The following is a 25,926-nucleotide window of genomic DNA, read 5'->3' as shown; positions in this document are numbered from 1 at the left end:
TTTCTACCTCTCTTCCTCAACAGCACTTAATTCAAAAATAACTGGTCTTAATCCATCTGTACAACAAGCTATATGTACATCATCAAATCCTAAAACCTTTCCACCACCAATTAATACATTTACTGGCATCACTAGTGCTTGCCAAGCCATATGACAAAAGCCTGCTGGAATATCATTACCAAATATACCTGTTGTATAAAATTCTTGTCCCTCTTGTAATACTGGGCAAGAAGTATAGTTATCATCATGTCCATATTGTTTTGCTAATTCTTTATTACATGTAGCTTTTAATACTTTTATTTTTACTTTTCTCATAATACCTCCCAAAACTTTTAATATCATTTCTTAATTAAACTATACCCTAGAAATACAATAAAAGAAGTAAAGTTCACAAATCGTGAACTTTACTTCTTTATATGCTTTAATCTATTTGCAATAACTTTTACCATAAACATAGTTAACATATCATTTATAGCTTTATCCTTTGATGGTATTACAACAATATTATCTATTGTATTTGTATCTATATTACTATTACAAGTAAGAAGCCATTTCTTCTGCTTTAAGCTATTTATTTTATTAATCAATCTTCTATCATGCTTAAATATATTTCCATTAGCACTTATTAGTAGTATTATAGCCTTTTCTTCAACTAACGCCTCACGAGTAAAGTCAGTATCAGCAATCATTACAGGTTTATTCATATAATCCAAATAAAACTGAAGACTTTCACATACATTCTTCGAAGCACCATGCCCTACTGCTACAACACAAGAACATTTCTCTATATCTTCAATTAAACTATCCAATGCTTCATAATCTATTTTATTAGCTGCATTTCTAAAAGCATTAGTAATTAAATCCATGGTTTCAATTACATTTTCTCTTAAATTGTTTGATTTATACTCTGTAGTTGGCATATATTTTATTAAATCACAATGAATTTCACAATCATATTTAAAATCCTTAAAGGTTTCATATCCTAACTTTTTTGTAAACTTACTAATCATTGATTTAGAAACAAAGCACCCTTCAGCTATTTCATCTATAGACATATTCTGAATTTCTAAAATATTATCTTTTATATATTTACATATAGAATGATAAGTGTCATTAGTATAAGTTGTATTTAATATATTATTAATTTTATTCATTAACATAATTCCCCACCTCATTAATGATTATATCATAATGCATGAAAAGTTTACTTATAAAAACAAAGTGCCAATCTTACTGACGATTGACACTTTATTCTTATAGATATTTTATTTAAAGTTTATAAGTGGTAGCTTGTTTTTATTTTATTACTTTTTGCTATATCCTTTATCCCTGAAGAATCATACCCTAATGCCATAGCTGCAACTGGAAAATATTCATCTGCTAACCCAAGCTTTTTACAAAATTCCAGATCATTTTTTACTGCTTCGATAGCTCCTAAAAGATATACACTTTGAATTCTTAAATTCGTAGCCATTAAAATCATATTTTCTATAATACAGCTGGCATTACAGTAATGAACTAATTCATTTTCACATTTCTTTGCACTTACTAATAAAATTGTATTAGCAGAATATGTTGGATGTTTAATTTCTCCACCAAAGAAAGTAGAACCTACCTTATCAAATTCATTTAGTAAATCTTTATTTTCAATAACTGTAATCAAAAGTTGGTCATACTGCCCTTTACCTACAGGTGCTAAATATCCACTTTTTAAAATTAGCTCTAAATCTTCTCTAGATATTTTTTTATCACTAAATGAACGGCAAGAGTATCTCTTAGACATAATATCTATTAATTCCATATGTCCTCCACTTAATTTAATACTGTAATGATGTTGTCACCAAACTTAGCTTCTTCAATATCCTTTGGTACTACATCTAAATAATTTGCTGTGTTAGTTATAATAATTGGTGTTGTAATTCCACAACCTGCTGCTTTAATTTCTTCTATATCAAATGTTACTAATAAATCCCCTTTTTTAACATGATCGCCTTGTTTAACTTTTGCAGTAAATGGCTTTCCATTTAACTTAACTGTATCAAATCCTATGTGAATTAACATTTCTATTCCATTATCACCTGTTATTCCAATAGCATGTAATGTTGGGAATAATGTTGTTATTTCTCCATCAAAAGGCGCCTTTAATTCACCAACTGTTGGAATAATAGCTACCCCACTACCTAAAAGTCCACCTGCAAATGCTTCATCTTCAACCTTGCTTAAAGCAATAACTTTTCCTTGAATTGGTGCTGAAATATTTTCTTCACCGTTTAATTCTTTCTTTCCTATAACTTCTTCTTTTACTTTTTCATCTTTAAATGTAAGCATTGTAGCAACAAATGAGAATCCCATAGATATTGCTAAAGAAATTCCTACATGAACTAAAATTCTTCCTGTGTCTCCACCTACTTGAATGAATCCTGGAATAGCGAATATCCCCATTCCAGCCATTTGCCAATGTAATATTCCAACTGCTCCTATATAAGCTCCCCCTAAAGCACCACCTATACAAGAAATAACGAATTGCTTAACCCTTGGTAATGTTACACCGTATATAGCTGGTTCTGTAACACCAAATATGCCTGAAATCCATGCTGGTAATGCAATTGATTTTAACTTTTTATTCTTTGTCTTTAGCCAAATTGCAAATACTGTTGCTGTTTGAGCAAATGAAACTGTAAAAATTAATGCAAAAATTGGTGTTGGGTTACTTGACATTAATGTAATAATTGCTGTAATAGCGAAAATTGTATGAACGCCAAACATTATCATTACTTGCCATAATCCACCTAGTACTAAACCTGCAACTATTGGACTAAATGAATAAATACTCATAATTACGTTTAATAGCCAGTCTGCAATAGCGTTAGCTGCTGGTCCTATAGCTAAAAATCCTAATGGTGCACATATAACAATAACAATTAATGGTGTAAAGAAAGTCTTTACTACATCTGGTATTACTTTGTTTAACTTTTTATATAAGAACGCTGCAACAATATTAGTTACGATAATTGGTAATACTGTTCCCGTATAACTTACATTAATAATACGTCCAAAAATATCTAAATCTACATTTTGTAAACCTGGATACATTAATGCTGCTCCAATTGCTAAACCAACCATAGGGTCCATTCCAAATTTATTAGCTGACGTATATCCGATTACTACTGGCATAAATAAGAATAGTGCATCCGAAATATTATATATTAATGTATAAATGCCTGTTGTATCACTCATCCAACCTAAGAATACTGCTAAAGCTAAGAATCCCTTAAGCATACCTACTGCAGTCATTACTGCTATTGATGGCATAAATATTCCTGTTATTGTATCAAAAATTTTATCTTTAAATGAAATCTTCGGTCCATCTTGTGATGGTGCTCCTCCTGATATTCCTGCTTGAGCACATACCTCTTTATAAACATCTGGTACATGGTTACCTATAACTACTTGATATTGTCCAGCTGATTTTATTACTGTAACAACTCCATCCATATTTTTAAGTACATCATCATTTGCTTTTGACTCATCATTTAATACAAATCTTAATCTTGTTACGCAATGTGATAAGCTATTTATATTTCCTTTTCCACCGACATTTTTAATTATGTCTTTAACTAAACCTTCATATTTCCCCATAATTTCCTCCTAATTTTAACGATATATTTTTGTGTTAAGTACCTTTAACTATTTTCCATGCTTAAAATATATCACGCTATGAATACGTTTTTATAAAAGTTTCCTTTTTAGAAACTTAGTGATTTTAACTCTATTTCTTTCTAATATCTTTTTATTACTTACATGAAGTCTTATATAATTAATCAAAAAAGTTGTATCTAAGTAAATTTAGATACAACTTTACAAATAATTTATAGCTTACATTAATTCTGCTTAAATTTTTATAATTATTAGTGTGTAAACATTATTGTTGGTGCTTTTTCAATTACCATTACTTCTAAAGTAATGTTATATTCAGATAATTTATTATCTGCACCTGTATACGCTGAGTTAAATAATCCATTTTCATAATTTTCGTCAGTATATTCAAGAGTTTCTACGTTAATAGTTTTAAGATGTATTAATTGGAATCCATTATTATCAACTAAAATTGACCCTCTAGCTCCATCCTTAATTAAATTTTGAGCATTTTGCCCATCTGTTAATTCAATTGTAACCGTATCATTACCATTTTCATTTATTTCATACTTCCATGCATGTATAGTAGTCATGCCTGGTGTTCCATCAGGATTAACTGACATAATTTGTACAGTTTGCTCATTTTCTGGTGCCTTATACTCATCTACTTTACTATCAGCTAATGATGCTAAATCTGAACAAATTCCTCTAACTTATCTATCATTATATTTTATAAAAATTTATATCTTACTTATTAACGGTATATCTGCAGGTGCAATATTATAATTACATACTTCTTCTAAAGTTACCCATCTATATTCATCATGGTCAGTAAGAACAATGTCGCCTTCAATTATTTCTGCAGTATAACCTAATAATTCAATAACTTTACCATTACCATAATCATATATACTCTTACCAACATAATCTTTAACAGTAACTTTTATACTCATCTCTTCCATAAGTTCACGAACAAGGCTATCCTCAGGATTTTCCCCCTCTTCAACCTTTCCACCTGGAAATTCATAAAAGCCAGCAAGTGGTTTACCTTCCTTCTTCTTTGCTATAAGTATTTTATCATCATTTTGAAGTATTGCTGCTACTACCTTAATCATCTTATTACCACCTTACTTTTGTATTTTTTATACTTACTCTAATAAAAGCATATCAGCCTAAATTTTCTGATATGCTTTCTCTCAAATTATTTAATTCTATTTACAGTCTTTATAAGTTCTTCAAGTTTTTCTACTGACTCTATTCTTTCATTACATTCATTGCTATCTAAGCATACATAAAATCCAAGTGATTTATAATCATCTTCACTAGTCTGTTTACATATTGGAGATACAAATTCAACTTCACTTTCTGAACCGATGTGATTACATAAAGCACATATATTAGTTCCCTTATTACTTGTTTTAGGAAGTCTACAAGCCATCCCAAATAGCTTCCCATCTAACTTATAAGTAATTAGTAGCTTTCTAGTTGATTCATCAATCCAGCCTAAGTATACAAGCTTAGATTCTTCTATATTTAAATTAGGTAATTTTAGCTTCTTTTCTTTCTTAAAAACTTTAATAACCTCTGCTGATGATAGCTTTGGCATACCATATACATACTGATTAATCTCTTTTAAATAAGGCTCAATAAGTAATGGATCAGTAATATTGCTAATATCAAGAACCTTCTTTTGCTCATCTGATAAATCATTAAAATGAGATAAAATCTTATCCTGACAACATATCCTTATAGCATCAACAACATTTTTATCCACACAATTTCTAAGTCCGCTATTTAAATCACCCATACATCTTTTTATATAATTATATTCTTGTTTCTTTATAAACTCATTCATTCTTTTATTACTCCTTAACTTTAAAATACTAAAAAAATCAAAGCAAAGAATACAAAAAATCATTTATATTTTTTCCAAAATCTTAATTTAAATTTTCAGCTAATTAATTAGTTATTTAAGCTCCAGACAAAGTATAGCTGACTTTGTTGTAGTCCTTGCAAGGAGCAAACTGATTTAAATCTGAAAGTCTTATATCCTTTCATGCTAACCACCTCCTATATATAAAATAATTATATCACCTATTTCTTATTTATAAATACTTGCTCTCTTATACTAGTACTTATATTCATCTTTAATACTATTATATTATTATCGTTTTATTTGCCTTATTTATCATTGATGGTGGAATTTCTTCATGAAGCTCCCAGACAAAGCTTATTGGTTTACTTCCTTGATGGCTCCTATACTCACAAGTTCCAAGATAAGTATACGGAGATGTTATACCATCTTTATTTTTATGCTCTCTTACAAATAAAGCAACCTTATTTCCTCTAGATAAATGTTTTATATATCTTTGTCCTGTTATGCTTTCTACTGATGTAGTACTTTGACTTTGCCAATGGAATAACTTTTCATTGATAGCATAGTCTTCATATAATGTTGATGGAGAAAAGTCTTTATCTGATTTATTTAAAGTAATGAAAAATATATCTAATTTCTTATCTTCAAAATACTTAACACCTTCTCTAAAAGCAGGCTTTTTATCTTCATTAAAGTATCCAAGAGCAGCCATAATCGTATCTCTTGAATAATCGCAATGTAAATCTAAAGGACAAGTAAACCCTAAATCTACTTCTTTATCCACAAAATCAATATGATTGTAATTGTAAGTTAGTATTTCAAATACTTCATTCATCATAACTTTATTATTAAGAAGTTTATTAATCCCCTCTCTTAATGATAACAATCCTTCTTTATCAGGAGCATTATTATAGAAAGTATAATACATCATATTTAGCATTAATCTCTCTTTCTCATTAAAGTCTACATCTGAAATATTATTATATTCTTTTATGACTCTTCTAATAAATTCAATAAATCTTCTTGAGTTAATAAAGAATATATTTTTTAGCTTTTTAGTTATTTCATTTTCATCTACATCATTAAACTCTTCTCTTACCCCAGCTAGTACAGATAATCTTGCAAAACTTCTATCTCCTGATTTTCCATAGAAATCTATTAAAGATAGATGATTATATGTTAAGAAATTTTCTAACGTTAATTCTAGGCCAGTATCTCCTTGGAATGTTTTTAACTTACTAATTAAATTATTCTTAGTATTAGATGCTGATTTAATATTTCTTAAAATATATTCTTTAGCTTGTTTTTCTAATTGAATATAGCATCCTTTAGGTAATGTTAAAAATCCATCTTCTATATATTTCTTAATTGAATTACTTGTTCTTCCTACAAGAGCCCTAAACTTTTCTTCAAAGTTATAATTCTTATGAGCTTGACCTACAAAGTCTAAAACTGTTAGACATTCTTTATTTTCACTTAATCTAAGCCCTCTTCCTAACTGCTGTAAAAATACTGTTAAGCTTTCTGTAGGTCTTAAGAAAAGAATTGTATTAACTTCTGGAATATCTACACCTTCATTATAAAGATCCACAACAAATATGAACTTTATTTCTCCATTTACAAGCTTTCTCTTAGCATCATTTCTTTCTTCATCAGAACTTTTACCATGAAGAGCAATTGATGGAATACCATTATTATTAAAATAATTAGCCATGTAAATAGCATGTTCAACCCCAGCACAGAAACCTAATCCAATAACAGAATTCATATCTGTAACATATTTATTTATACTTGTTATAATCATATTTGATCTAATATCGTTATTAGTATAAAGATTATCTAGTTCTCTTATCTCATAACCTTTTCTACTCCATTTAAGCTTACTTAAGTCAACTGTATCTGTAACACAAAAATATTGGAATGGACTTAAAAGCTTTCTATCTATCGCTTCTGGCAATCTTATCTCAGCAGAAATCCTATCTTCAAAATAATTAAATACATCTTTACTATCTCCTCTTTCTGGAGTAGCAGTTAAGCCTAATAAAACTTTTGGTTCATAATAACTCAATAGCCTTTGATAAGATGGTGCAGCAGCATGATGGAATTCATCTACAATAATAAAATCGTAGTAATCTTTAGATGTTACTTCACATAAATTTCTACTATTTAAACTTTGAATAGATACGAATAAATGCTCCAAACTTTCTGGTGCTCTTCCACCTACCATCAGCTCACCAAAGTTATTATCTTTTAATATCCATCTAAAGGTATCCATACTTTGCTTTAATATTTCTTCACGATGAGCAACAAACAATAACTTATTAGACTTTCCTCTATTTTCTTTACGGAAATTCTTATAATCAAAAGCTGAAATTACAGTTTTTCCAACACCAGTTGCTGCAATAACTAAGTTTCTATACTTATTATGTATTTTTCTTTCAACTTGAAGTTTTTCTAATATTTCCTTTTGGTAAGAATATGGTCTTATATCAAAAGAAAATTTAAACTCTTCATTTTGTCTTTCATCAATTCTCTCATTTTTTAAGGATATCTTAAGTCTTCTTATATCATCATCTGTTCCTCTATAAGATACAAACTCTGCATCATTCCAATAGCTTTCAAAGGTAGCTTCAAACTTCTTTATAATATCAAAGGAATCTTGCTCAGTAATCTTAATATTCCATTCTAATCCTGAAGTTAATGCAGCATTAGAAAGGTTAGAAGAACCTATATAAGCAGTAGTAAAACCAGTATCTCTTTTAAACATATATGCCTTAGCATGAAGTCTTGTCCTATCTGTGTCATAAGATATTTTAATCTCTGTATTTTGTAATTCACTTAACTCCTGAATGGCCTTTAAATCAGTAGCTCCCATATAAGATGTAGTTATTATCCTAAGCTTCTTACCATTGTCCGTTGCCTCCCTAAGACTTTCAATAATACACCTTATGCCACTCCACTTAACAAAAGAAACTAAAAGATCTATAGAATCACAAGACACTATCTCTTTATTTAACTCACTCAACATATTAGGCTCTAAAGATGCTCCTGTAAAAAGAGAACTTTGAGATAAAGGAGTTATAGGCCTAACAACACTCTTCTCAGATAATGCTTTTTTATTATTAACTCTAGAATAAAGAGCTGTTAGCATCTCCCCATTTTCATCTATGTTATATTTCTTAATATCTTCTTCATTTGACACCTTACTTAATATGTCAATTATCTCATTACAAGCTTCTATCTGCTTTAAAAGCTTATCTCCATCCTCTTTTTCCTTATCTCTAATATAATTAAGAGATTTTCTTATAACTTGAGCTATGTATTGAGAAAGAATAGCCTTAGCTTCTTCTTTATCTAGACCTGATCTATTTATAATAAATTTATCTTGATCTAAAGAATTTAATTGTTCTAATATTTCTTGATTTATGACTTGTTCATATAAGCCTTGCTTCAATAACTTCACCTCTTTCTTCTTAAAATAATTAGTTAATTAAATTTTATCAGGAATGTAGCGTATAGTCTAATTTGATATGTAAATAATGCCTCTTAAAATCCACCAATTATCTATTCATAAACTTTTTTGCATTCTATATTGAGTTCAATTCTTTAGTTGTAAAAAATATAACATTTTAGCTCCAAGAATTGAATTTATTAAACTATTGCTATAAATAACAACATAATAAAAGTTATTATTGCCCTGTTACTTTTATATATTATTAGCCCAGCCTATAATTTTTTTCAAGTTTTCTTCTCTTCTATATTTTAATGGTTCTAAAAAATCATTTTCTCCAATAATTACATTCCCATTTAAAGATTCTTTCATTTTCTCTATTGTTTTTCCTTTCTGTCCTCCATGGCAACAAAAGATAGCAACTTTTTTTCCTGATAATTTATATTCATTAAAAAAAGTTCTTATAGGTGGCGAAAATGTATAAGACCAAACTGGAGTACCTATTACAATCAAATCATAATCAGACGGATTTATATTATTCCTTAACAATTTAGGTTTCGGATGTATAAAAAGTTGCCGTATCCCCCAGGAGATTTTCATTATCCCAGTTATATTTATATTTTCTTCCGGTATGAGTTCCATAATATCTGCTTCTATTATTTTTGATATTGTTTCTGCAACAAACTTTGTACTTCCATCATGTGAATAATATACTACAAGCTTTTTCATATCTTCATCCTACTTTCTTAAAATACACATTAAATTTTTTTCTGCAAAGATTTTTTATATTCAGTAATAGTCATACCTGTCCAAGTTTGAAATGCCCTTAAGAATGAATTCAAATCTTGGTATCCTAATAAAAAGGCAATATCATCACTTATCATGTCAGTATTTTTTATATAGTTCTTAGCTAATAATTCACGTGTATGATTTAATTGCTTTTGAAATGTTGTTTTTTCTTCTGTCAATTTCCGTTGAAGAGTTCTTTTACTCATTCCAAGTTTTAATGCTACATCTTCAATATTACTACAACCTATAGGCAATAACTCTATTAGTGAACTCCTTACTCTTGCTCCAAACGAATCTTCTACTTCTAACTCAGACAATCTTCGCTTAAGCTCCGGCTCAAAATAATCCCACATTACTTCATTCTCACTAACAAATGGTTTAAGAGAATCATTAAATGATAAAGTCAAAGTACTTTTATTCCCTTTATTAATCTTACACCCAAAATATTTTTCTAACACCTTATTATTAATTGAATTCTGCAATGTTATTTTCAATGGAATTATATTCTCTTTAGTTGCTATCCTAATTAAATTAATCAAAAAAACAAACTCTGAAACTTCCAAAAATAAAGGTATTTTATGATACTTTTCTTCTGTTGATAATTCTACTGTAAAGCTCTTTTCTTCTTTTCTTATAATAAAAATCATAGGCCCAATAAGCTTCTTATACTGTGCTAAACGCTCTATGCAAGTCTGAGCATTTTTGCTACAAAAAGCTGCAAAAATAGGTGGAGAAAAAGTTTCAATACCTTCTGCAGTTGCAATTTTTATTAGTTTACTTTCATCAGGCATTACTTCACCAATGCTTTCCATAAAACGAAAGTATTCATCTTGTGTTAATCTTATATTCTTTCTACTAAATAAATCCTCTGGCAACCCTGATTTTATTAATATTTCACGTAAAGGCAACCCTACTGATGAAATAAGTGAACCATACCTACCATCAATAATAAAACGATTCATAAAAGATACTCCATTCTATTTTATTATTTTTCCTTCTGCATTTCATAAATTTGTTTCATCATTATTTTTTTAGGTGTAAATGGAGTCAATGCTAAAAACATTCTTTGAAGTAGCGACACTCCTGAAATTACATTTAATTTTCCTTTTAACATACCTTCATAGCCATCTTTTGCAACATCAACTGGACTAACAGTCTTTGAAAATAAGGGAGTATTACTCATATCTGATGCTTTAGCAAAACCTGTATCCATCGCACCTGGCATTAATGTAGTAATAGTTACACCAGTACCTTTAATTTCTTGCCATACAGCATTACTAAATGAAGTTACATATGCCTTTGTAGCATAATAAACCGATTGTAATGGACCTGGCATAATTGCAGCCGTAGAAGAAACATTTAATATTCTACCATCCCCACGCTTAACAAAATCAGGTAAAAACAATTTAGTTAATCTTGTAAGAGTAATAACATTTACTTGAATCATTTTAATATCTTGCTCCATAGAACGTACATGGAACTCACCTCTACCACCAAATCCAGCATTATTAATTAAGTAATCTATTGTTATATTAGCAGCTTTCACTTCATCATAAATCTCCTGAGCTGCATTACTTAATGATAAATCTTTTACAATAACCATTACCTTTATATTGTATTTATTCTCAAGATCTTTTTTTAATTCATTTAGCTTATCCTTGCTTCTTGCAACAATTACTAAGTCTCCTCCCCTAGCTGCGTGTAACTTTACAAATTCTTTTCCAATCCCACTTGATGCTCCTGTAATAAGTGCAATTTTATTTTTCATCATAATTTCCTCCCTAAATTTAAGTTTCAATTGATGACTTAATTATACAAACTACAAAATATTTTTTAACATCATTTTGCGCCAATAATTATTCAATCTGTGCCACATAAAAAATAATCATTATTATTTTAAATAACTTCAATACCTTCTATACGTTTAATTAATCTTAAATTCACTTTGTTAAATAAAAAAATAATTATCAATAAGAATTTATTGCATTAAAATAACCTACTAAAACCTATATTGATTTTAGTGGGTTCTATGGTGGAGGCAAATCATCTTATATCTCCATACTAATTTATTATCCTCTAATTATATCAACTATATCCTGTCCGTACTTTTCTATCTTTACTGGTCCAAATCCTTTAATTGAAATAAGATCTTCTTTAGCTTCCGGTTTTAGTTTTATTATTTCTTCCACCATCTCATTATTATATATAAAGTATGGCTTAACCTTTTCTTCCCTAGATTTATTTAATCTATATTCTTTTAATGCATTAAACACTTCTTCATATGACTTAACTTTTTCTTTTACTTCCTCTAATACAGGCGTTTCTACTTCATCGATACCTTTTTCATCATAAATTTCTTCTAGAATTTTTTCTTCTATTTCTTTTTCAATATTTTGTTCCATGAAATCTTCTTCAGTTAAAGAATACTTTTTATTATAGTCATAGCTAATAGATTTATTGTTTATTATGAAAAACTCTCCAATATCCTTCATTTTATCTTCAAACATATTAAAATCATTACTATAATAATTAATCTTCTTTTTTAATACCTCTATTAATTGATCGTATCTAAACATTTCATTCTTAACTTTCGCCGGAGCTTTAGTTTTATTAACTATGCTCTTTGGATTAGCTATTACCACTCCAGATATTACAGGTAATTTTTTAATCAACCCATTTTTTATAAGCATATTCTTTACTATTCTTATGTGTCTATCATTTTGAGTTATAGGGCTATAAATCCCTTCCTTTTTGATTACTTTGCCATCTTTATTTTTTATGTATCTAATGAAATCTCCGGATTCATTTATGTATATATCGCCATTAAGCTTTTTCGTTTCTAATATCATAATAAATTGTGCTGTAATTACTACAAAATCAAGCTGTGATACATAATCATTATCCTGTATTCTTACATCATGTAAGCATATCATTGGAATAAATGAATTTTTAAGTTCAAAATAAACATTTTTTTCACCTTGTACCCCATTCTTTAAAAAGGCTATGTCTCTTTCAATGTATTCTCTTTTATTAGATTTAACCTTATCTCTTAATTCTATCAAATCAATTAATTGTCTATTTTCATCTATGAATTCTTTATAAAAAACAGGTGATTTAATTTCTCTTATTCCTAATAAATTTTTAAATATTGCCATACTTTAATTACCTCCCACTCTTTCATTTTATATTGTAACATATTTTGTATTTAATGTAATATTTATCACCATTACCAATTCTACCCTTTACAACTTCTTAAATTCATTTTTTATTGTTATAAACGAAAAATATTATTATCGTACGTAAAAGTGTACAAAAAGCGTGCTTTTTAGCATACGTTTTTTTACTTTTTACACTTACAGCCTAATCCTAAAGCGTACTTAATTTTAAATCTAACTTTTATTTCTCCTGTAACTCCTACTAACTTACCCCTATCTTAATAAAGTCATAAGTTTATTAAATTTTTTATTGGAGTATTGTAACAATCGTTACAGACTTTTATATGTAAATTAATATAAAATGAATATTATATTTTAAGTTTAAGGAGGATATTATTATGGCTTGTGGATGCGGTACACATAGTAAAGATGGAAAGGCTATTGTAGATAGAGTTAGAGAAAAAGGTAAGGCAGATATGAAATTAAATACTCCACATACAATTACATGCTCATGTGGTGAATATTTTACAATGAGCACATTTGTAGATGTATGTCCAAATTGTAAAATGACATATGGAGTTACTCCATGTTCTCAAAATGATAAAGAAAATATTAAACCTGCTGGAATAAACTATTAAATTCTATATAACAATATAAAAATGCACCTATAGCTTAAACCGCCGTAAGTGCATTTTGTTATATTACTTTAAAATTCTTTCTAATTTTTTTAATTATTAAATACTATATATATATATATATCCTTTTAATTTAATCTTTAGTATAATTCGACATTATTATCATTAATTCCTTTGACTTTTAAAAAAATATATATTTTTTTATTAAAATTAGCCATTTTACTTCAATTTAACCATTCTTTTAGCCTCTTATCACTCTTAAATTCAAAAATAATAGTATTGGTAGTGACAAAAAGGTAGTAACAAAATGTAAGGTAGTGACAAAAAGTAATGACAAAAAGGCACTACCTTTTTGTTAGTACCTTTAAGGTAATACAATTAGGATACTACTAAAATAGTATTACCCTATATAGTAATAAATATATTACTTCTACTACTTTATCTCCCAAACAAAAGCTACTGTATCGCTAATTTTTATATCCTCTGGCTCAATGCTTGGTGCATATGTTTCTGCAATAGCATAACTTTTGTTTTCTATTTCGTATGTTGTGTTAGAGTAAATATTTATTTCACTCCAATTATAATCTATGCTTACTAGTCTTCCAAGTGTGACTCTAGCTGCTTTAGTTAAAACCTCAGCCTTACTTCTTGCATTTTCAGTTGCTTTAATAAGAAGTTCTTTATTTATTTCATCTTTATCTTTTACTGAGAATCTTATATTAAATCTAGGCTCTACCTTTGACTTTGTTATTGCTGTAATCACCTTAGATAAAATTTCCATATCTAAATCAAACTCCAGCTTTAAATCTTGCTCACACTTATAGCCATCAAACTTACTTTTATAATTATTATTTTCATCATAATAGCTCTTATATCTTGTTGTGATATTAAAATTTGTTGTTTTTAAATCTTTTTTATTAAAACCAACTTCTTCTATGGCCTTTTCTAATTCATTTACTGACTCTGTAGCAAGCTTCATAGTTTCATCATAATTGTATTTATGTGATACTAAATTCATAGTAATAATTATCAAATCTGGTGTAACACTTATATTACCAATACCCTTAACTGTAATTAACCTCTCCATAATTCCTATCCCCTTAATTAAAATAAATTTATTAATTTTATTATAACAGTTTTTTCAGTTAATACTAAATCATTGAACTTAGTCGAAAAAAATGTTAAGCTATCAATATTAAACTTAGTAAAATATATTTATCAAATGTAAATTTTAATTGATAAAAGAATATATTAAAGAGCTTATTTTTATAGGCTCTTTTTTACTAATGAAAAGAGGTACTACTATGATAAAAGTTAATAATTTGTCCTACTCATTTCCACAAAAAAATCTATATAACAATATTTCATTTACATTAGAAGATGGCCAACATTGTGCCTTTATAGGTACAAATGGTAGTGGAAAAAGTACTCTTATAGATATAATTATGGACCCTGAAAAATATCTATTTGATGGTTCATTAGAAATTGAACCAAATTGTAGAATTGGGTATGTACGACAATTCCAAGAATTAGATAAAACAAAAGAAATCACAGTTTTTGAATATCTAGCAGAAGATTTTCTTAAATTACAAAATGAAATAACATCTATCTGTACTGAAATGGAAACATCATCTGATATTGATACTTTACTTGAAAAATATCAACAAGCTCTAGATGCATTTGAAGCAATTAATGGTGATGATTTTGAAAACATTATTGATAAAAAGCTAAATCTTATTGAATTAATTAAATACAAAGATTTAATGATATCTGAACTTAGTGGTGGTGAGTTTAAGCTTATTCAAGTAATTAAGGCAATGCTTAATAGTCCTGACTTGCTTATTATGGATGAACCTGATGTATTTTTAGATTTTAAAAATTTAAATGCTCTTAAAAATCTAATTAATTCTCACAAAGGAACAACATTAGTTATCACACATAATAGATATCTATTAAATCATTGTTTTAATAAAATTATTCACCTTGAAAATATGGAACTACAAGAGTTTGATGGTGGCTATATCGAGTATAACTTCTCATTACTTCAAACCAAAATTGAACTACAAGAATTAGCTGCTGCTGATACTGAAGAAATTGAAAGAAATGAAGTTTTAATAGATAGATTAAGAGAGTTAGCAACTGAGAATGCTGAACAGTTTAGAGGTAAAACCTTAAGAGCTAGAGTTAAAATTAAAGAAAGACTAGAAGAACGTAGAATTAAAGCTCCATTTGTAGAGATTAAAGAACCTAATATAATTTTTGTTACAGCTAATGAAATAGAAGAAAAAACTGTTTTAAAAGTTAATGATTTTAATCTTGCTTTTGATGAAGTCCTTTTAGAAAATGTTAACTTTGAAATTAAATCTACTGATAAAGTAGCTATCGTTGGTTCAAATGGTACAGGTAAAACTACGCTTTTCCAAAAAATATTTAAAAACGATGATGATTCTATAGAAATAGATAAAGATATTAAAGTAGGTTATTTATCTCAACTTCAAGGTCAAACACTAAATTATTCTAATACTATATATGATGAGTTCTTTGATATTGGTTTTAAAACTCGTGATGATATTAAAGAATATTTAGAGGGTTATAATTTTGATGAAGAAGTATTAAATCAAAAGATAGGAACTTTATCTGGTGGAGAAAAGAATCTACTTCAGCTAGCTAAAATCTCTGAAGTCGGAGCTGATTTATTGCTTCTTGATGAACCTACAAGTCATTTAGATACATATTCACAACTAGCTTTAGAAAAGGCTATAAAAAGATATAAAGGTGCTATTTTAATGGTTTCTCATGATTACTATACTATAACTAACTGTATGGATTATGTATTACTTATTCAAAATAAAAAAATCAAAAAAATAAGCATACAACAGTTTAAAGATATTATTTATGTTAATCATTTTGATAAGCACTACTTAAAAAATGAAGAAAAGAAAAAATTGCTTGAAACAAAAATAGAATTAGCTTTAAGAGATAATAATTTTATTCTTGCAAAAGATTTATCTGAAGAATTAGAAGCTATTGTTAAACTACTATAAAAATGGCCAATAATTAAATATTATAAGCTGAAGGCTATGGCATTAATTAACTCTTGCCATAGCCTTTAGCTTTAATTTATTTTTTACTTCATATTTATTAATAATACGTTTTTTTCGTAGTCATAACTTTTATATTTATCCGCCCCTTAACCTGTAATAAATATTATTAACCGTATTATATTAATCTCTTTTTATTCTGAACATAAATAAACTTAATGAAAATAAAATAAGCGAGATAACTATCATATAAAAAATATAATCATATATATAACTTATACTTTCATAAACCTGTAATTTTTCTATCCCCTCATATACTAACCTCTGCGGCATAAAACTTCCTATTTTTTTTAGGTACTCCGGCATAATATCAAAGTCCCAGAATACTCCTGATATCATGCAAGTCGGTATTACTACTAAAATATTGATAGTAGCTGCAATATACCTGTTCCTTGTAAAGCTTACTATAAATAAATTTAAGGATATAGCTATTAAGTTAAGCAGCAGCATAACCACTAAAAAATTATACGTATTTTCCATACCAAAATCTAAGTTTAATATCCTGCAGGATACGTAATATATAATACTACTCATAGACGACATAAGGTAAAATACTACAAGCAGTGCAATATAATATTTGTACGGTCTTATACCACTTGCTAATACCCTGTTTTTTGTATCCTGCTCCTCATCTTCAATTAAAAAATTTGCTATAGAAGCTCCGCTTATTAATATCATCATAATAACTATTCCTATAGAATTTTTTACTGAAGGTCTGCTTTCATTAACTTCATTTAAATCATAATTAAGCATGTGCTTTGTATATGCCTTATTATTTTCTATAAACTTATCTATGCTGCCATCACTTACTTTTGCTATTAAAGTCAGGTTATTTACTTTAGCTTTTATTATTGATAACAGTGTTTCTTTAATATCACTATTGGATATTGACTTGATTACAACTTTCCCAGCCTTAAAATTTAATATATCATCAGAAAAGCCATCATCAATAATAACTACCATCTGTATCTGGTGTGAAACAAGCGTCAACTCATAACTATCATTACTTATTCCTACTGCATCTATATCTTCTATTTCATTTATAGATTTTATTAGCTCCCTTGAAATATACTTATTATCATTATCTATAATTCCTACTTTATAATCCATTTCCTGCCCAAAAGCAAAGCTGAAGAACACTATAATAACAGCAGGTGCAACTACCCCCATAACAATAAAGCTCTTCTTCTTTAGTAGTAGCTTAAATGTATTTAACATCACTCTAAACATTATTCTCACCTGCCCTCAGACTACAGATAATGCATATTATTAATAACACTGCTGACAGCTGTAATGATAATAATACCGATATAGTCTGGTAATTAGAAGGAATCCCTGAGCTTAAGCTTAACAGCGCTATGTTTGCCCAGTATGACGGCGCTATCTTGCACAGCATACTAACTATTTCATTTGACTTTATTAATGATATGGGTAAATAAGCTCCTCCTAAAAAACCAAAGACTATTAATAAGGTGTTAAGGACACTGGCTGCTATCTTAGCATCCTTAAATACACAGCCTACAGTTATTCCTAAAATAGAGCTGAAAACTATCAGAGCTGTTAATACTGCCATGGTTGCCATAAGATTTATACCCCAATCAATCTTTAAAAAAACTGTACTGATAAAATAAACTATAATAACTTGAAGGATGCCAACAATAACTCCTAATATAATCTTTGATAAAATAATGCTGAAATCACCAGCTTTAGATACTTTTAATCTTAAAAATGTATTTTCAAAGCCTTCATTATAGACTGATACGCTGGTTATCTGTGATATATAAAGTATTATTAATACAAGCTCTGCAAAAGTATAATAAGTAAATGAATTTATACCTGAAGCAGATATCCCCTCTTCAACTACTATATTCTTTTCCTCACTCATATCATTTAATACCCTGGGATTTTCGCTTACTACTGTATTAATTACTGAATATCTTTCTAAATACTGGTCAAAAACGCTCCTGAATATTTTCTGAGCCCTGCTTTCTTTTTTTTCATTTCTATAAAAATCATATTTATCTTCATTTATATATATAAGAGCTAATCCTTCATAGCTGTTTACGCGATTTTTTCCATATATGTCGTCTGATAACTCTTCAAATTCTATTTTCATGCTTTCTTCACAGGTATCCTTAAAGCTTTTAAATACTTGTAAATATTCATTTCCGCTGCTTAAGTTATTAACTTTATAATAAACTTTTTTGTTTTCAAATATATTAAAGTCCACATTCATAAGTCCGTTTAATGAAAAACCCATTATAATTATAAGAGCAGCTGGAAATATAAACATTGTTGCTACATTAGATTTACTCCTAAAGAAATATAAAAGTTCCTTTATTACTAAACTAATCAATATCATTTTTTGCCCCTGTTATATCAATCTCTTAATTGTTTTCCTGTTAATTTTAAAAATACACCTTCTAATGTAGGAATTTCATTTTTTATATTTTCTATAACACCGCTATTATTAGTAATGGTATATATAATATATGGAATAATATTCATCCCCTTAGAATAGTAGCATTTTATTTCATTTTCAGTAACCTCTACTTTCTGTATCCCAGCTATTCTGCTTAGATGTTTTTTTATATTATAAATTTCCTTTTTAAGCTTTATTGTACATATGTCTTCATCAACCACAGTTGACTTTAGATACTCTTTAGTTCCTTCTACTATTATCCTTCCGTTATCAATAATGGAAATGTTATCACACAGTTCATCTATCTCCTCCATATAGTGGGAGGTATAAATTATAGTAGCTCCTTCTTCATTTAGCCTCCTGACTGATTCTAAAATATGATTTCTTGACTGAGGATCTATGCCTACCGTTGGCTCATCCATTATTATCAGCCTGGGACTATGGGCAATTGCACAGGCCATATTTAGCCTTCTTTTCATTCCACCTGAAAATTCTTTAGATTTTTTATTTTCAACATTTAAAAGCCCTGTAAAATCCAGAGCCTTATTAACCCTTCTTTTAAGCTCCCTGCCTCTATATCCATATAATGAACAGAAAAATGATACATTCTCCCTTGCAGTCAGGTCATGATAAATAGCAATATCCTGCGGCAGCAATCCAATGTTTTTTTTATATTTATTTATATTTGTTTCTCTTTCTTCAAATATCACTTTTCCAGAAGTCATCTTTTCAAGCCCGGATATAATTTTAATCAGAGTACTCTTTCCTGCACCATTAGGCCCAAGCAGTCCATATATATCCCCTTTTTTTATATTTAAATCTATACCCTTTACCGCTTCAAAATTATTATACTTTTTATGAAGATTTTCAATTTGAAGTATATACATAATATAACTCCTAAAGACAACTATTTATTTCTTTTATACTTACTTCCTCTGCAAAACCTCTTCTTATGCAGTGACTTTCACAATCCTTACTGTCACACTTTATACATGGATTGCTATCATAACGCTTTAATAAGTTCATAGCTCCAACAAAATTCCCTACAGCAGCCCTTCTATTAATATCCCTTATAGGAACATTATATCTGCATGCTTTTTCACATAATGGCTTATCACAAAACTGGCACTCTAAAGCTAGCTTTGCTATCTTTTCCTCCTTAGGATTTTTTCCAATTCTTATCTGCATTCTTTCAAAAGGCTTTTTAACTATATTCACATAATTTTTCATATTTTCATCATATTCAAATTCTTTCATCCCAAGTTCTCTTAAGATAAGATTTGCTGCGCTTATCCCTGAGATTGTGACCGCCGGTGTCCCTGTTCCCATAACAGTGGATTCTCCGCAGTTGAAGAGATTCTTTATTTCGCTTTTAGTTTTCAGCCTTTTCATCATATGCTGGCCAAGCTTCTGCTTTGGTCCTGCAACACTTCCGCCTTCCTTTAATACATACCTGTTCAATGTAGTCGGAGTGCTGACCTCTACATGGCATATATTTTCCTTAAAGCCAGGAAACCTCTTTTCAAGGACATCTAAAATCCTGTTCTTTTCAGCCTCCTTCATATCCTTATATTCCTGTGTATTATAGTCATTTTTATATCCCTTAGGCCATTTCTTAAAGCTTGGGCCTATTGCAGCTATAGTATGATATCCTGCCGGGCAGAGTGTCTTATCATCTATGCTTAAAATGTATGCAGTAATTTCTGATTCATCTAATTTAGTTTTATCACCAATGAGCATTTCAATAGGAAGTGTCCCTTCTGGTATTGATTTTTCTTTTACAAGTGCATATAGAACTACTGATGGATATGAAGGTTCTAAAGATTCTGTCCATTTTCTTATTTCTTCACTCGCATTATCCTTTAGTAGCTTATTATATAAATTCCATACTGTTCCTGAATTAATAATGTACTTAGCGTTTATAACGCTTCCATCATCCAGCCTTACCTTAACCGCAGTATTATTTTCTACTATTATCTTTTCCGCTTCTCTGTTATAAATCATCTTCCCATTATTTTCTTCGATTACCTTCTCTAGCTTTCCAACTAAATTAAGTGTTGATCCTGCAGGATAATAACTTCCACCGAAATGATTATCAACAAACATCACTGAAGATAATATAGCCGGAGTTTCTTCAACATTTGTATAACAGTATGTAGATGTAAGCTTATCAAATAGATTAAATACCTTTTCATCTTTGAAATACTTTTTTAAAATACTCGTTGTATTTTTATTCATATATCCTAAAAATCTAATATACTCCACAGGATGTCTTAAAAACCCCTGAAGCCCCTGTTCTTTCTTTATTGCATCCGGTGATATAAAGTTAGGCTTCTCTGCTATTATTTTCATATACTGTCTGCTTAAGTCTCTATAGAACCTTTTAAAATTATCTTTTTCCTTTGGAAATACCTTTGCTAATTCTTCTATAAACCTATCAAGGTCTTCATAAAAAACTATTCTATGCTCACCATAGTTTACAGCATAAAGTTCATTATGCTTTATTATATCTATTGGCTCTTCTAATGCATTAAATACAAACCTATGTGGACTAAACCCCTTGTCATTAAATCCGTATATCATCCCAACTCCCTGTTCAAACACTACGTCTTTTCTTTTAAATATCCCGCATGCCCCTCCTGGTTTATTCTGAGCCTCTACAACGCATACATTCAGCTTCCGTTTTGCCAGCAATGAAGCAGCAGTAAGACCTGATAGTCCTGCCCCTATCACAATAACGTCATAATTCATATACCCTCCTTAATTGTTCATAAAAACACTCTTCTCTTATTAACTTTATTCTTGTAATAGAAAAAATATTAACCTTGCCATAAAACATCTTAAAAATACTGAATTATTACTACTTACAGAAGCATATATACTATCTTTTTCACTGTTCATCTCTACAAATACAAAATTGATAAAGAAATGTACAGTAAACTATTATCTGACTTAAAAGAACGCGGTGTCTTAAAGCAGTAACTCATAGTCTGTCCTTATGTTCTTACTATTGTTCATTATATATAAAGCTAGTAGCTGTTACTTAGTAACTTCTACTAGCCTTATATATATGACTTCATAATTGTTCCTATATAAATACCCTAAACTATATAATTCTATGCAACTATTTCACTTGTTTCTGATTTATGCATTACTCTCATAACTTTCTAATTTATCTTCAAAAGAATCTCTTAAACTTTCTTCTTTTTCATTTACTAAAGGATTCATAGTTAATACTGGTATATTATTTTTATTTCTTATTAAGTTTTCTATTTCAAGTGCTATATTATGATTTTCTTTTAAATACAGCTTTGCATTTTCCCTTCCTTGTCCTATCCTTATTTAATTATAAGAGAACCATGCACCACTCTTCTGAATAATTCCATCATTAACAGCAATATCTACCAAATTTCCTTCTTTTGAAATACCTTCATTAAACATTATATCAAATTCAGCTATCTTAAATGGTGCTGAAACTTTATTTTTAATTACCTTTACCTTGACCCTATTTCCTAGGAATTGTTCACCATTTTTTATAGTGTCAATCCTTCTAATATCTAATCGTACAGATGCAAAGAATTTAAGAGCTCTTCCTCCCGCTGTTGTTTCAGGATTTCCAAACATAATACCTATTTTTTCTCTTAACTGGTTTATGAAAATTACTGTGCATTTTGATTTGCTAATAGCTCCAGTAAGCTTTCTTAAAGCCTGTGACATTAGCCTTGCCTGTAACCCTATATGAGAAGCTCCCATTTCACCTTCAATTTCTGCTCTAGGTACAAGTGCAGCTACAGAGTCAATTATTATCACATCTATGGCATTAGTTCTTACTAATGTTTCAGCTATCTCCAATGCCTCTTCACCTGTATCTGGCTGGCTCACTATTAGCTCATCGGTATCAACACCTAACTTCTTCGCATATATAGGATCTAAAGCGTGTTCTGCATCTACAAACGCTGCTGCCCCTCCATTTTTTTGTGCTTCTGCTGCTATACTTAATGCAATAGTGGTTTTACCTGATGATTCTGGTCCATAAATTTCTATTATTCTTCCTTTTGGTACTCCCCCTACTCCTAAAGCAATATCTAAAGCTAATGAACCTGTAGATATAGATTCAACATCCATTGAGGATTGTCCTCCAAGCTTAACAATAGCTCCTTTTCCAAATTGCTTTTCTATCTGACTCATTACATTTTCTAACACCTTCAACTTATTATCATCAATATTCATTCATACCATCTCCATTTGTTAAAATAAAAATGCGCTGTACGTTACGGCAAGTGGTATGACCGTAGGTACAACGCATTGACTTATAAAAAGTATATCACATTTTTTCATTCTGATGTAATACATAATTTTTTTCTAGTTAATTTTATTATATAAATCTTGTATTATTTAATTAACTATTCTGATTATATAAAGCTTCATTGTCAGCTTTAGAATTTTTTTATTTTTTTATTATAAATCTTTAGTTTTAATCTATTTTTTTATAGTAATGTTGCAATTGCTAGAACATCCTTTACTATGTGGACAGCCTATGCATTTTACACCTTTTTTCTTTTCTTTAACTACCTTAGTAATCGATAATGCTAAAATAAGTATAATTATTAATAATACAATTACATTTCCCATGCTGCACCTTTATTTTTACCATTGCTAGCAGCTTTTTCACTGCCTTTTTTCATAAGGAATATAATTATAGCTGCTATAACTGCTACTGCTATAAGTCCTGGAACAAATGCAGTTCCAAATGAACCTGTAGTTACTAATGTTCCTATTTGATAAACTAAGAATGAAACAGTATATCCAGTAGCAAATTGGAATCCAATTCCTCCCCATAACCACTTTTTATCTTCCATTTCTGAGTTCATTGCACCAATAGCTGCGAAACAAGGTGGAGTAAATAAATTAAACATTAAGTATGAAAGTGCTGCTACTGAAGTAAGTCCCATAATTTGAGATACTTCTGAAACTCCTGATACTAAAGCTAATTCTTCAACATCTATAAAGTTAGTTATTGAATATACAACTGCTAAAGTTCCTACAACATTTTCCTTAGCTATAAATCCAGTAATTGCAGCTGCTGCTAATTGCCATGCTCCAAAACCTAATGGAATTAATATAAATGCAAATGGTGAAGCTATTGTAGCTAATATACTAGTATTCTCTGCACCTTCTGCAACTAATTGGAATTGCCAATTGAAACTTTGCATTATTTGTATAACTGTATTACAAAGTAATATAATTGTTCCTGCTTTAACTATGAAAGCTTTTCCTCTTTCAAACATTGAAACTGTAGCTCTTTTTATACTTGGAACTTTATATTGAGGTAGCTCCATAATGAAGTATGAACTTGAATTCTTTTCTCCTGTAATTCTAACAACTATTAATGCACCTATAATTATTAAGAATATTCCTAAGAAGTACATTAATGTTCCAACCCATGCAGCATCGTTGAAGAATACTCCAGCAAATAAAGCAATTACAGGAAGTTTTGCTCCACATGGCATAAATGGAGTTAACATTGCTGTTGTTCTTCTTTGTCTCTCATCTTTTATAGTTCTTGTTGCCATTATTCCTGGTATAGCACAACCTGTACCAATAATCATTGGAATAATACTCTTCCCGCTTAATCCTATTTTCTTAAAGAATCTATCCATGATTACAGCTATTCTAGCCATATATCCACTGTCTTCTAATAATGCTATTAAGAAGAATAAAATCATAATTAATGGTAAAAATCCAATAACTGCTCCTACTCCACCTATAATACCATCTAATAGTATTGAGCTTAATAATGGTGATACATTTGCTCCAAGTAAACCTTCTACAAATGCATAAACCTTATCAACCCCTGCAACAAGAATGTCAGCAAGTAATGGTCCTAAATATGTTTGCGATATTGAGAACACCGCCCACATAACTGCTGCAAATATAGGAAGTCCAAGCCATTTATGAGCTAATATTCTATCTGCCTTGTCCTGAAGTCTTATCTTATCCTCAGTGTTATTTCTTTTCTCAACTTTAGCTACAATTCCTTTAACAAAATCGTATCTCTTCTTATCATTTTCTTCTACTTCTTTTTTATTTGATAAATCAATACCTTGTCCATCAAAAGGTGCTTTTTGATCCATTCCCTTAACTTCTACTGCTTTCTTTATAAGAGCTTCTATACCATTATTACTAGTTGCTATTGAAACCGTCTCAACAACTGAGCATCCTAGAAGCTTCTCTAAAGCTTTAACATCAATATTAGTTCCTTGCTTCTTATTTAAATCAGTTTTATTTAATGCTATTACAACTGGTATATCTAATTCTAATAACTGAGTTGTAAAGAATAAACTTCTACTAAGGTTAGTTCCATCAACTATATTTATAATAACATCTGGATTTTCATTTTTTATAAAATCTCTAGTTACATTTTCTTCACTTGTAAATGGAGACATAGAGTATGCCCCTGGAAGATCTATGATATTTATAGAGCCTCCATCTTTCATTAATGATTTTCTTATATTACCTTCTTTTTTATCTACAGTAACTCCTGCCCAGTTACCAACCTTTTCACTTTTCCCAGTAATAAGATTAAATAAAGTAGTCTTCCCACTATTAGGATTTCCTGCTAATGCTATCTTCATAATTTACCTCCATCTCTTTTATTTCGATCTGTTAAGTTATATGAACATTGCTCTTCTCAGCCCAAGGAAATACAATAGGTTTGCGATACTAAATAATACCCCCTTCGAAAAGGAGAGAAGAACAATGAGCAAAACTAATATAAAATGCCCACGCTGTAATTCTGATAAACTATACAAGTTTGGTATGAATAAGCAGGCTAAACAAAAGTATCAATGTAAGCAGTGT

The 25,926-nt window shown here is 29.3% G+C and carries 22 protein-coding genes and 1 pseudogene; 3 read left to right on the top strand and 20 right to left on the bottom strand.

Features of this window, described 5'->3' with window-relative positions; all coding sequences use genetic code 11:
* Window positions 1-3: 3 nt before the first annotated feature.
* The 12 genes from H8S10_RS12590 to H8S10_RS12535 form a co-directional block, all read right to left on the bottom strand.
* Window positions 4-315, bottom strand: a complete 312-nt coding sequence (locus tag H8S10_RS12590; RefSeq protein WP_186839112.1) for a TIGR04076 family protein — start codon at window positions 313-315, stop codon at window positions 4-6.
* An 89-nt stretch (window positions 316-404) separates the two neighbouring features.
* Window positions 405-1,160: a MurR/RpiR family transcriptional regulator gene (locus H8S10_RS12585; protein WP_186839111.1), complete on the bottom strand. Its 756-nt coding sequence runs from the start codon at window positions 1,158-1,160 to the stop codon at window positions 405-407.
* A gap of 116 nt (window positions 1,161-1,276) precedes the next feature.
* On the bottom strand, window positions 1,277-1,801 hold the full coding sequence (locus H8S10_RS12580) for a nitroreductase family protein (RefSeq protein WP_186839110.1): 525 nt from the start codon (window positions 1,799-1,801) through the stop codon (window positions 1,277-1,279).
* A gap of 11 nt (window positions 1,802-1,812) precedes the next feature.
* Window positions 1,813-3,639 carry a beta-glucoside-specific PTS transporter subunit IIABC gene (locus H8S10_RS12575; protein WP_186839109.1) on the bottom strand — a complete coding sequence of 609 codons (1,827 nt, stop codon included), beginning with the start codon at window positions 3,637-3,639 and terminating at the stop codon, window positions 1,813-1,815.
* Window positions 3,640-3,908: 269 nt separating this feature from the next.
* Complete coding sequence (locus H8S10_RS12570) at window positions 3,909-4,259, bottom strand: hypothetical protein (protein ID WP_055266228.1); 351 nt, start codon at window positions 4,257-4,259, stop codon at window positions 3,909-3,911.
* 117 nt (window positions 4,260-4,376) lie between these two features.
* Complete coding sequence (locus H8S10_RS12565; protein WP_055266230.1) at window positions 4,377-4,751, bottom strand: (deoxy)nucleoside triphosphate pyrophosphohydrolase; 375 nt, start codon at window positions 4,749-4,751, stop codon at window positions 4,377-4,379.
* A gap of 86 nt (window positions 4,752-4,837) precedes the next feature.
* Window positions 4,838-5,491 carry a FusB/FusC family EF-G-binding protein gene (locus H8S10_RS12560; protein WP_186839108.1) on the bottom strand — a complete coding sequence of 218 codons (654 nt, stop codon included), beginning with the start codon at window positions 5,489-5,491 and terminating at the stop codon, window positions 4,838-4,840.
* Between the two features lie 301 nt (window positions 5,492-5,792).
* Window positions 5,793-8,966, bottom strand: a complete 3,174-nt coding sequence (locus H8S10_RS12555) for a DEAD/DEAH box helicase (protein WP_186839107.1) — start codon at window positions 8,964-8,966, stop codon at window positions 5,793-5,795.
* Between the two features lie 252 nt (window positions 8,967-9,218).
* Window positions 9,219-9,692 (bottom strand): flavodoxin, encoded by a 474-nt coding sequence (locus tag H8S10_RS12550; protein WP_055266236.1) that lies wholly within the window; start codon window positions 9,690-9,692, stop codon window positions 9,219-9,221.
* Between the two features lie 29 nt (window positions 9,693-9,721).
* Window positions 9,722-10,714, bottom strand: a complete 993-nt coding sequence (locus H8S10_RS12545; protein ID WP_186839106.1) for an AraC family transcriptional regulator — start codon at window positions 10,712-10,714, stop codon at window positions 9,722-9,724.
* A 23-nt stretch (window positions 10,715-10,737) separates the two neighbouring features.
* Window positions 10,738-11,523, bottom strand: a complete 786-nt coding sequence (locus tag H8S10_RS12540) for an SDR family oxidoreductase (protein WP_243175876.1) — start codon at window positions 11,521-11,523, stop codon at window positions 10,738-10,740.
* Between the two features lie 298 nt (window positions 11,524-11,821).
* Window positions 11,822-12,907: an HRDC domain-containing protein gene (locus H8S10_RS12535; protein ID WP_186839105.1), complete on the bottom strand. Its 1,086-nt coding sequence runs from the start codon at window positions 12,905-12,907 to the stop codon at window positions 11,822-11,824.
* Window positions 12,908-13,305: 398 nt separating this feature from the next.
* Between H8S10_RS12535 and H8S10_RS12530 the strand changes: the two genes are divergently transcribed.
* On the top strand, window positions 13,306-13,545 hold the full coding sequence (locus H8S10_RS12530; protein WP_186839104.1) for a hypothetical protein: 240 nt from the start codon (window positions 13,306-13,308) through the stop codon (window positions 13,543-13,545).
* A 430-nt stretch (window positions 13,546-13,975) separates the two neighbouring features.
* On the opposite strand, the gene H8S10_RS12525 is transcribed toward H8S10_RS12530, so the two are convergent.
* Window positions 13,976-14,629, bottom strand: a complete 654-nt coding sequence (locus H8S10_RS12525) for an SIMPL domain-containing protein (RefSeq protein WP_186839103.1) — start codon at window positions 14,627-14,629, stop codon at window positions 13,976-13,978.
* A 217-nt stretch (window positions 14,630-14,846) separates the two neighbouring features.
* On the opposite strand from H8S10_RS12525, the gene H8S10_RS12520 reads away from it, so the two are divergent.
* A complete protein-coding gene (locus H8S10_RS12520; RefSeq protein ID WP_186839102.1) occupies window positions 14,847-16,586 on the top strand; it encodes an ATP-binding cassette domain-containing protein in 1,740 nt (579 codons plus the stop codon).
* Between the two features lie 180 nt (window positions 16,587-16,766).
* Here H8S10_RS12520 and H8S10_RS12515 read toward each other — a convergent pair whose 3' ends face one another.
* The 7 genes and pseudogenes from H8S10_RS12515 to H8S10_RS12485 all read right to left on the bottom strand — a co-directional run bounded on the left by H8S10_RS12515 (window position 16,767) and on the right by H8S10_RS12485 (window position 25,700).
* The gene (locus tag H8S10_RS12515; protein WP_207731880.1) at window positions 16,767-17,873 is read right to left on the bottom strand and encodes an ABC transporter permease; all 1,107 of its coding nucleotides are present in this window, start codon (window positions 17,871-17,873) and stop codon (window positions 16,767-16,769) included.
* Complete coding sequence (locus tag H8S10_RS12510; RefSeq protein WP_186839100.1) at window positions 17,866-19,005, bottom strand: ABC transporter permease; 1,140 nt, start codon at window positions 19,003-19,005, stop codon at window positions 17,866-17,868. Before H8S10_RS12510 ends, H8S10_RS12515 begins: the two co-directional genes overlap by 8 nt.
* 17 nt (window positions 19,006-19,022) lie before the next feature.
* Window positions 19,023-19,952 (bottom strand): ABC transporter ATP-binding protein, encoded by a 930-nt coding sequence (locus H8S10_RS12505; protein WP_055266254.1) that lies wholly within the window; start codon window positions 19,950-19,952, stop codon window positions 19,023-19,025.
* A gap of 10 nt (window positions 19,953-19,962) precedes the next feature.
* Window positions 19,963-21,816, bottom strand: a complete 1,854-nt coding sequence (locus H8S10_RS12500) for an NAD(P)/FAD-dependent oxidoreductase (protein WP_186839099.1) — start codon at window positions 21,814-21,816, stop codon at window positions 19,963-19,965.
* 393 nt (window positions 21,817-22,209) lie between these two features.
* Window positions 22,210-23,295 (bottom strand): annotated as a pseudogene (gene recA / locus H8S10_RS12495) (recombinase RecA).
* A 249-nt stretch (window positions 23,296-23,544) separates the two neighbouring features.
* Window positions 23,545-23,697: a FeoB-associated Cys-rich membrane protein gene (locus H8S10_RS12490; RefSeq protein ID WP_084759006.1), complete on the bottom strand. Its 153-nt coding sequence runs from the start codon at window positions 23,695-23,697 to the stop codon at window positions 23,545-23,547.
* The gene (locus tag H8S10_RS12485) at window positions 23,685-25,700 is read right to left on the bottom strand and encodes a ferrous iron transporter B (protein WP_186839098.1); all 2,016 of its coding nucleotides are present in this window, start codon (window positions 25,698-25,700) and stop codon (window positions 23,685-23,687) included. The genes H8S10_RS12490 and H8S10_RS12485 overlap by 13 nt, the downstream gene beginning before the upstream one ends.
* A 124-nt stretch (window positions 25,701-25,824) precedes the next feature.
* On the opposite strand from H8S10_RS12485, the gene H8S10_RS12480 reads away from it, so the two are divergent.
* On the top strand, window positions 25,825-25,926 hold a 102-nt coding region (locus tag H8S10_RS12480), incomplete at its 3' end, for an IS1 family transposase (protein ID WP_347707662.1).

The organism is Clostridium sp. NSJ-49, assembly GCF_014287725.1.
In the GTDB taxonomy this organism is placed as follows: Bacteria; Bacillota; Clostridia; order Clostridiales; family Clostridiaceae; genus Clostridium; species Clostridium disporicum_B.
Note: the sequence above shows the minus strand (reverse complement) of the source record. Positions and strands in the feature narration are given on the sequence as shown.